This is a genomic window from Mariniflexile ostreae (assembly GCF_042427585.1).
In the GTDB taxonomy this organism is placed as follows: domain Bacteria; phylum Bacteroidota; class Bacteroidia; order Flavobacteriales; family Flavobacteriaceae; genus Pseudalgibacter; species Pseudalgibacter ostreae.
This window is the reverse complement of sequence record NZ_JBHMFC010000026.1, coordinates 1-9,481: the sequence shown is the minus strand read 5'-3', so window position 1 is coordinate 9,481 and position 9,481 is coordinate 1. Positions and strand designations below refer to the sequence as shown.

At 40.4% G+C, this 9,481-nt stretch carries 9 protein-coding genes; all 9 read left to right on the top strand.

Translation table 11 applies throughout. The annotated features are described in order from the left end of the window. On the top strand, positions 1-144 hold a 144-nt coding region (gene tssD, locus ACFFU9_RS07875; protein WP_379860855.1), incomplete at its 5' end, for a type VI secretion system tube protein TssD. A gap of 234 nt (positions 145-378) precedes the next feature. Then, entirely contained in the window at positions 379-2,148 is a 1,770-nt protein-coding gene (locus tag ACFFU9_RS07870; RefSeq protein WP_379860854.1) for a type VI secretion system Vgr family protein, read from the top strand. Positions 2,149-2,150: 2 nt separating this feature from the next. Further along, positions 2,151-3,476: a tetratricopeptide repeat protein gene (locus ACFFU9_RS07865; protein WP_379860853.1), complete on the top strand. Its 1,326-nt coding sequence runs from the start codon at positions 2,151-2,153 to the stop codon at positions 3,474-3,476. Continuing rightward, the gene (locus tag ACFFU9_RS07860) at positions 3,460-3,699 is read left to right on the top strand and encodes a hypothetical protein (protein ID WP_379860852.1); all 240 of its coding nucleotides are present in this window, start codon (positions 3,460-3,462) and stop codon (positions 3,697-3,699) included. The genes ACFFU9_RS07865 and ACFFU9_RS07860 overlap by 17 nt, the downstream gene beginning before the upstream one ends. Before the next feature lie 13 nt (positions 3,700-3,712). Further along, positions 3,713-4,051: an immunity 17 family protein gene (locus ACFFU9_RS07855; RefSeq protein ID WP_379860851.1), complete on the top strand. Its 339-nt coding sequence runs from the start codon at positions 3,713-3,715 to the stop codon at positions 4,049-4,051. A gap of 17 nt (positions 4,052-4,068) precedes the next feature. Next, on the top strand, positions 4,069-8,088 hold the full coding sequence (locus ACFFU9_RS07850) for a DUF6531 domain-containing protein (protein ID WP_379860850.1): 4,020 nt from the start codon (positions 4,069-4,071) through the stop codon (positions 8,086-8,088). 20 nt (positions 8,089-8,108) lie between these two features. Next, on the top strand, positions 8,109-8,606 hold the full coding sequence (locus ACFFU9_RS07845) for a ribonuclease domain-containing protein (protein WP_379860849.1): 498 nt from the start codon (positions 8,109-8,111) through the stop codon (positions 8,604-8,606). Then, entirely contained in the window at positions 8,597-8,929 is a 333-nt protein-coding gene (locus tag ACFFU9_RS07840; protein WP_379860848.1) for a barstar family protein, read from the top strand. Before ACFFU9_RS07845 ends, ACFFU9_RS07840 begins: the two co-directional genes overlap by 10 nt. 38 nt (positions 8,930-8,967) lie before the next feature. Next, entirely contained in the window at positions 8,968-9,414 is a 447-nt protein-coding gene (locus tag ACFFU9_RS07835; RefSeq protein WP_379860847.1) for an RHS repeat domain-containing protein, read from the top strand. Positions 9,415-9,481 lie beyond the last annotated feature (67 nt).

The window sequence follows — 9,481 nt, the reverse complement described above, 5'->3', positions numbered from 1 at the left end:
GAGTTTAAAAACGCCTACATTGTATATTTCAAAGAGACCTTGGACGTAAACAATGATGTGCCCATGACCATTAAAGTAACCTTCTCTGCAGAAGAAATTACGGTGGGTACGGCATCTTTATTGAACCGTTGGCCAAACGCATAATAGCAGCGGGCAAGAGCATCAGATCCTCTTGCCCTCCATTAAGATTAGCCTTCAAAACATACATTTGGAGGCTTTTTTTAGGGTAGCTTTCCCCTACTCCAAACGAAGGCCCAATAAAAAGTAATCTGGAATAAGTTTTAACATACAATTACGCGCATAGTTAGTAATACATGCACTCCTCCATATTACCCAAAGACATTTAAAACATCTAGTGGCAGCTACAAATAAAAAGTTATGATATCAAAAACAGCAGAGCATAAACAGATTAGCATTAACGGAGAGTTTATAAGTGGCTATAAAGATATTACAGTATCACAAAAAATAAATGAGCATCATACCTTTGAAATTAGTGTAGATTTGGAAACGGGAGAACATACAACGGCACATACCCTTAACAGGTCCAAGGATTGGCTGGGCAAAACCATTGTTATAAATACTACAGGAAAAGACTTTACGGGAATTATCACCCAAGTTTCCCTCCATCAAAATAATGGCAACCACGGCCAGATTATAGTTTCGGGCTACTCCTCCACTATTCTGTTGGAAGACAGTGAGGCCATGCGGTCTTGGTTAGTAAAATCCCTTTATGATATTACCAAGGAGGTTACGAACCATCCCAGGATTACCGCAGAAATTGCCCCAGAAAACACGACCACCCTTGAATATGAGTCGCAATACTTAGAAACCAACTTTAAGTTTCTGCAACGTATCGCCAAACAGCACAACGAATGGCTGTATTATGATGGTGACACCTTATTTTTTGGAAAGCCCCAATTAGCAGACGCCGTGACCATAGAATATGGCAAGGACCTTACCGAAATGAATATTAGCATTCAGGCACAGGCACGCAGAGCAAAAGCCTTTTCCTACAAGTCTTCGGAAGCAAAACAGCTGGACGGACAAAGCCCAGATAGCCCTGCTGGCCTAAACGAACTCGGGCAACACGCCTTTAATGCATCCTTAGAAACCTTTTCTGAAGGAGGCCATGCCTTCACTTCGGCCAGGGTACAGAACAAATCGGATATCGATAATTATCTTAAGAAAAAGCAGCAGAGTGTAGCAGCAGCATCCAATTATATCACGGGAAAATCCACAAAAAAAGGCCTCTCTGTTGGCAGCGTTATCGATATAGAAACCGCAATACTTGATGGCGCAGCGAACTATGCCTCAAAAAAGCATGGCAAATATATTATTACAGAAATCACGCATTACGCGAAAGAGGCCAATTATTATACCAACAGCTTTGTGGCCTTACCTGCAGACATTGGATCCTTGCCAGAGCCCGAGGTTGCACTGCCCATTGCCCATACCCAAATGGCAACGGTATTGAGCAATGAAGACCCTAAAGGCAAAGGGCGTGTGCAGGTACAGATGAACTGGCAATCCGGCGAAATGAAAACCGCATGGATTCGTGTGATGACACCTGATGCAGGAAGTAGTGACCAAGTAGGGACCAACAGGGGGTTTGTGTTCATCCCCGAAAAGGGCGATCAAGTTTTAGTGGGATTTAGATTTAACGATCCTAACAGACCATTTGTAATGGGAAGCCTTTTTAACGGACACAACGCAGCGGGCGGCCATAGTGGAAACAATAATAAAACCATTACCACTAAAAGTGGCAGCACTATAGCATTTGATGATAGCAGCTGTGCCATTACCATTACCGACGGTACTGGTAACGCTGTGGCTTTAGATGGTGCAGGAAACGTCTCCGTTTCATCATCGGCATCCATATCATTATCAACTGGTAGCAGCAGCCTAACATTAACCGAGGATGGAACCATCAGCTTATTAGGTAAGAGCATCATTATCAATGGCTCTGAGACCCTTGACCAAGGCAGTAAAAACATCAGCATCGTGGGCTCAGAAGAAGTTGTAGTATCTGCTTCACAACGGGTTAATATAAATTCTGCTAATGAGGTTAGTGTTACAGGAACCGCACAAGCCACCTTATCATCATCTGCTACAACTGCAGTAGAAGGTGCTATAATCAAATTAAATTAACCATGACCAATAATGCTGTACAAAACGCCATAGAAAGTTTAGTTGAAAAATGGCAAAATGCGTATACCACACCAGGCACCAAAATGGTTTGCATGACCTATACCGAACAAGAAGAATCCATGATGGATGCTTTTTTAGACTACATTTTGGCGCTAGATAATGCTACAGAAAATTTTGTTTGGATCTTTGAATCAGATTTTAAAGATTACGATTCTTTTGCTCTTGATATTGCACATGAAATGCAAGAGGTTTTACAAAATTGGAACACCATGAGCAAACCTAGCCAGTATGATGCATCCGAAATTCATTGGTTCCCTAAATTGGAATATGGTACTTCTAAAAACCCAATGGCCTTATTGGTTAATAATCTAAACCATTTTGCCCATACGCTTTTTCCGGAAAAAGAAATAAAGGTCTGTTATGTTTTCAAGAATTTCGATATTTCAAAAAAAGAAGCTTATAAGTGGGCAGAATCATCATTAGAGCTTCCTTTTGAAGACCATGTTTCTTGGACTGTGATACAATCCAAAGAAAATATGGTGTACAAAAAAGTAGTGGAACGTTTTACACACCAAGTAAAAGAAATAAAAACGAACATTGATGTAAATGCTGTGGTAGAACAGCTTGTGGCACAGGCCGACCCTACTAAACCCGAAAATGCATATCGCAGCGCGTTGGTAAAACTTATGCATGCTGTCGAGGAGCGCAATAAAGACAAAGTTAGTCTCCAAGCAAAAAAATGTTTAGATATTATTTTGGAGGAGTTAAAAAACGATGCCAATTGGATTTCGCAAGTGGTTACGGTGTATGTCACGCTTTATAACGACCAGATTGGGTACAAAAACTATGATGACGCCTTGTATTTTGCCACAAAAGCCGTAGAGGCTGCCAAAACTTCTCAAAAAACAACAGACCCCTCTATAGGCAATAGATTAGCCGGACAAGCCTATATAGGCAGAGGAAGTGTTTATGGTTTAAAGAAAAATTGGGAAAACGCCCACAGCGACTACAAAAAAGCAAGAGATGCTTATAAAGAGGGGCACGATTTTTTAATGCAAGTAGAAGCCTGTCGTCTTTGTGGTTGGTCGGGATTTAAGGTCGATGTCGAAAAAAACATTCTACCTTTTTATATCGAAGGATTTCAGCTTCACACAAAATTGGAGCCTGAAATTTTAAAAAACTCCACGTTTCCCTTAATACTTAAAGATGTGGTATTTAATACCAATTTTGAAGAAGAAATCACCAAAAAAGAACTTGACAAGGTCCTCATTCCACTTTTTGGAGAGGATTATAAATTTGAAATAGACCGATATGGAACTGGTAAATAATGTGATTGAATTTTTAAAAGACCTCGATTGGACACGAATTTTGTCCTTCGCAGTTATAGGACTTTTAATATTTGGTGCACTGTATCAAAGAAACTGGGATATTAATAATAATGCAAAAACCACATTACCCAATAAGAAAAAAGTATCTCGAAGATTAACACATACCTTTTTAGCATTCTTGTTTTGCATCATCAGCGTCATCATTTCAATGCTATTTATATAATAAACAAAACACAATGGAAGAAAAAACAGAGCGTTTTACCACGCAATTTAACAATTTTATTAGTGAAAACCCACATTACGGCTGGTTAATCATAGCAGCTGGTTTAGGTTTTTTATGTGTAGGCTACATATTGCGATGGAAATGGGTACTCAACCCTGAAGGAAGAACCAGATCTGTAGTTTTATATGAAGCATTAGGAGAAGAAACCATGCGTATCATTATGATTGTTTGTACAGGGCTAGTCACCTTAATGGGGATTATTTTCTTTTGGCTTGGTGAAACCGATAGTGCCGCTACCCAAAAAAACACCGACAATACTAACACCAGTATTAACACTGAAATTAATCAGTAAATCTTAATTCATTTGTTATGGCAAAAGAGCCTGGAGGAGCCGAAAAAAACTATGCTGATAAAAACTACCATGAAAAAGTAAGCGACCAAATCGCTTTAACAACCGGTAGGCAATTAGAAGGCATGTCCAACACGGTAGCGAGTACGCAACAAACACTCGCCAATACAAACCTCAATACCTCTACCAAAGCAGCTGCTGTAGCCATAAGTGCGGTTGATACTGGTGTTCAGGCCTATGGTGTTTTTAAAGGTGCTGTAGAAAATATTTTTGGCGCAGCCTTAATACCTGCATTATCTGGATTAGGCATGAAAGGAAAGGCGTCACTACCCATTTCCAAACAGTTAGATCCTGTGCTAGGAATAGACCTTCATATGGTTACCATACCCCCATCTCCAGCACCTGTACCTATGCCGCATCCTTATATAGGGATGCTCTTTCGTCCCAAAGATTTTCTTGCTGCAGCAATTGCCTCTTTTATTCCGCCGCCTCCAGTGGCCCCAGAACCATCTGAAGCATCTACAGATGCAGAGCAATCTGCCGCTAACATAAATCAAATAGAAACCGTAGGCCTATCTGCCGCAACTTTACTTGTGGGCAGTTTAGGAGCCACCGTAAAAATTGGGGGCTTTATTCCTCGTGCCGTCGCGAGCACTCCTACAAAAAGCATCCCCCATTTTCCAATGGGAGCCGGTTTTCACCCAGTATATTCTAGGCTCTGCAGCAAAAATAATGGGCACGCACTTTTTGGGAGTTTACTAGCGCTAGCCGATGGCGATCCTATTGGTGGCAGTGGTAACCATTTGCACAACAGTTGCCAAGACATCGGTGTTTTTTCACCCCACACATTGCGCCGCACCAAGAACAAGGATGAAACAAAAAAAATAGGGGCGCAACTGTTTCTTCCCACAAGTATGATTAACCCCACACCTACGGGGGCTACCATTATTACCAACCCATTACCAGCGCCCTTTAGTCCTGCACGTGTACTTAAGAAAGTATTGGCAGGCACCTTTGGTAAATTTTTTAGTAAAAGGCTCCACAAGGTTGTAAATAACAAAATAGGTTCTGCCAAACTTAAAAATGCACTGCACAAAAGTATTTGTACCGTTACCGGGCACCCTGTTGATGTGGCTACAGGTAACTTTTTTACAGATGAAGAAGATTTTTTCTTACCAAGCCCTGTACCTCTATCTTGGGAACGCACGTATTACAGCCAATCTGATCATGAAGGCCCTCTTGGTAATGGCTGGCACCATGCCTATGATATGGCCATGCATGTTGATGATGACACTAATACCGTGACTGTAAGACTTACTGATGGAAGGCCCATTGCCTTTGAAACACCAACCCTTGAATTCCCTTCATTTAATAAAGCCGAACAGCTCGAGCTTTTTATGGATGATACCAATCGTTTATACCTTTGGGATATCAAGGAAAACCTGTATTATTATTTTACACCAAGTACCTATAAAGAACTGCATCTCTTACAAACCGTTGCCAATGCCAATGGCTTTGCTACCTTGTTTAATTATGACAGCAATGGTTTTTTAACCAAAATAACCGATGCTGCTCACCGTGAACTTACGGTTGCCAATGATAACCAAGGGCGGATATTGAGCATTACAGCCCCCCACCCTACGATACCTAATCAAACTTTTGTTATCGCCAGCTATGCGTATGATGCCACGGGCAACTTATTAACACAAACCGATGCTGAAGGCAACAGCATGCTTTTTGAATACGAAGGCAAGCTGATGGTTAAAGAAACATGGCGCAATGGCCTTAACTGGTTCTTTAAATATGACGGCACACAACCGGGCGCACGTTGTGTACATACTTGGGGCGATGGCGACATCTATAACCATAAGTTACAGTTTGAAGCAGGCAAAACCATAGTTACGGATAGCCGTGGGTACGACATTGCGTACTACCACAACAACGGTCTCGTCTATAAACGTATGGATCCTAATGGCGCGGTGAACCAATGGCTCTATGACCTGGACAACCAGTTGCTTTCTGAAACCGACCCGCTTGGCAATGCCTATTTATATGGCTATGATGCGCGTGGCAACCAAACGCAAACCACCAACCCTATGGGTGGCACGGAAACTACGGACTATAACTTTTTGCATAAAAACTTACCGCGCACCGTGCAAACACCATTGGGCGGGAAATGGCAATGGAAATATGATAGCAATGGCAATACCGTACTGGTCACCAACCCAAACAATGCGAGCACCAAAATAGAATATGATAACGGACTGCCGAGCACAATTACCGATTATTTAGGTAACCAAACCCATTTAGAATACGACCAAAGCTATAATTTAATACAAATTACTGAACCTTCAGGGGCCATAACCCAATACACCTATGACCGCCTCGGTAGAAACACAACCACACAAAACACCAAAAACGCCAAGCAAGAGCTCTTTTATGACCTCTTAGGACGCGTTACGCAAGTAGATGACTTTGATGGCAATAAAGTAAAATTGGCGTATGACGGGATTGACAACCTTTTGCAATATACCGACAGCCAGACTGAAGTAACCTATAGCTACAAAGGGATGTGGAAAATGACGGGACGCTTCCAAAACGAAAAGAATACCCGATTTTTATATAATAAAGAAGAACAACTGATACGTGTGGAAAATGACCGTGTGCCTTACACTTTTAAACGCGACAGCGTTGGTAATGTTATTGAAGAAACCCCGTTTGATGGGGTAACGCGCCATTACGAACACGATATGGCAGGTAACGTGATACAAAAAGATGTTGAAAACTATCAGGGTGCCTTAGCAGGGAACACAAAAACGCAATACGCTTACAATAAACTCGGTAACATACAAAAAGTGACGTATCACGATGGTGTAGAGCATCATTTTGACTATAACACGGCAGGCTTGCTTACCAGTGCCATCAACCCGGCCAGCAAAGTCACCTTTGCTTATGATGCACTTGGCAACATTACCAAAGAAACCCAAAACGACATCATCCTAACAAACACTTACAATGCCGTAGGGCAACGTACCAATTTGCAAAGTAGTTTAGGGGCCAATCTTGACTTGGAATACAATGAGCTGGGGCAACTAAGTAAGATGAAAACCCAGCAAGACTGGGAAACCACGTTTGGCTACGACCAAATGGGGTTAGAAATACAACGCTTACTCCCAGGCAATATCCAACAAGCCACACACCGTGATAAATTGGGGCGTCCTACCGAGCAACTCACAGGACACCCTAGCAAGCGCGCCAAAAGTAGAAAGTACCAATGGGGCTTAAACAACCAATTAAAACAAATTATAGATTCTAATACAGGAGTCACCAATTTTGAGTACAACAAAAACGGACACCTTACAGAAGCAAAATATGCCGATGGGAGCACACAAAACCGTTACCCAGACAGCCAAGGCAACCTTTACGAAACGCCCGACAAAAAAGACCGTACCTATAGCCAAGATGGCAAACTAGAAAAAAAAGGCAGCTGGCATTACAAATACGACCACCAAGGCAACCTGAGCGAGAAATACAAAAAAACAGGCCGTATTTTTGCCATAAAAGAGCAGCATTACAAATACACCTGGAATACTGCCGGCATGCTTGAAGCCGTAAAACGCCCCGATGGCGAAACCGTCACCTTTGCTTATGATGCCCTTGGCAGAAGAATTTATAAGAAATTCAAGAAAACTTTTACTAACTTTGTTTGGGATGGGAATGTGCCGTTGCACGAGTGGAAAAGTTTTGAAATCCAAGACGTTCTTAACGATAAAGTAATTACTTGGATATTTGAAGAAGATAGTTATTCGCCCATTGCCAAAATAAAGAATAACAAACAATACAGTATTGTTAACGACCATTTAGGGACCCCAACTGAAATGTACCAAAATGATGGTTCATTGTATTGGGAAAGAGAACTAAATAGCAATGGTAAAGTTATAAAAGAAACACAGAAAGGCTCTTGCCCATTTCTGTTTCAAGGGCAATATTATGATGATGAAACCGACGCAGGAGGTTCACGAACTCCAAAAAAACAATAAGAATATGTGAGTAAATTGGGTTGGCCTACAACCGCTTTCGCTATTACGACCCAGAAGATGGCAGGTATATTTCCCAAGACCCGATTGGGTTGCGCTCTGGAGAGTTTGGGTTTTATAATTATGTTGGAGATACGAATGGGTGGATTGATGTTTTTGGGTTAGCGAAGAGTTATGGGAATAATCCCAAACAATTACACTCTATAATCAAGAAAAAACACGGAGATAACCTAGATGGAAAGGCCATGAGAGAAATTCAAAATACTGTTGACAGGATTAAATCAAACAGACTAAGATATTCAAATGACGGAACAACTTTTCAGAATTCTCATAATGTGGGCAACCCTAATTCTCAAAGATTAAACACATCAAATACTTATACAGAATGGACTGTAAAAACTCCAGAAACTAAAAGCAATGGGGCTAGAAGAATAGTTGTTAATGACCAGACTAAGCAAGCTTATTATTCTCATGACCATTATGAATCATTTACAGAAATAAATTTAGGAGGATGGAAATAGAAAAAGTAACAATCGAATTGGATTTTAATAAAATACATGATGTATCAGATATGCATTTAATGATAAAAAAAGAATTTGGTTTTCCTGATTTCTATGGAAATAATATTAATTCTCTTATAGATTGTTGGGGTAGCATGAGATTTCCAGAAGAAGGGATGAGTGAATTAGTCTTAGAACCAGACGAGTATATTGTTTTAATGCTTCACTCTTTCTCAAAAACAAACATGATTATTATAAATAATTTATTAATTGCTATAGAAGAAATTAATAATCGTGAAAAGAACAGAGGAAGAGCAGCAATGATTAAATTAAGTCTTTATTAGAGAACTATTTAATTAGAAGGCTATACAACGCCGGCGATTTGGTTTGGGAACGCGAACTCAACAGCAACGGGAAAGTACTCAAACAAAAAGGGAAAGCTAACTTTTGTCCATTTTTGTATCAAGGACAGAGTTATGACCCAGAGATAGCGTTGGCTTACAACCGCTTTAGGTATTACGACCCAGAAGATGGACGTTATATAAGCCAAGACCCGATTGGGTTGCATTCTGGAGAGTTCAACCTTTATTCATATGTCGATAATCCTAACGGAAGGTTTGATAGTTTAGGATTGTACCCAATAGACGCTCTTGCAAATCATTCAGAACCCACAAAATCTAATTTTCAAGGTGCTAAAATTTATAAAATAACGAGTAAAACTGAATTAGGAGGAGTAAATTTTAAAAAAGGTGATTACTACTATTTAGATAATTTGCATAAAGATCATGTTGAGTGTTTTGACCCCTATAAAACAAGAGTAATCTTTTAAATTTCGATTATTAATTATGCGTTTAATTTTCTCATTATTATTAGCTGTTTATCAGCGTTCCATTTTT

Coding starts and splice junctions, on each gene's coding strand:
- ACFFU9_RS07865 (WP_379860853.1), top strand. CDS start 2,151: ATGACCAATAATGCTGTACAAAACGCCATAGAAAGTTTAGTTGAAAAA.
- ACFFU9_RS07860 (WP_379860852.1), top strand. CDS start 3,460: ATGGAACTGGTAAATAATGTGATTGAATTTTTAAAAGACCTCGATTGG.
- ACFFU9_RS07850 (WP_379860850.1), top strand. CDS start 4,069: ATGGCAAAAGAGCCTGGAGGAGCCGAAAAAAACTATGCTGATAAAAAC.
- ACFFU9_RS07840 (WP_379860848.1), top strand. CDS start 8,597: ATGGAAATAGAAAAAGTAACAATCGAATTGGATTTTAATAAAATACAT.
- ACFFU9_RS07870 (WP_379860854.1), top strand. CDS start 379: ATGATATCAAAAACAGCAGAGCATAAACAGATTAGCATTAACGGAGAG.
- ACFFU9_RS07855 (WP_379860851.1), top strand. CDS start 3,713: ATGGAAGAAAAAACAGAGCGTTTTACCACGCAATTTAACAATTTTATT.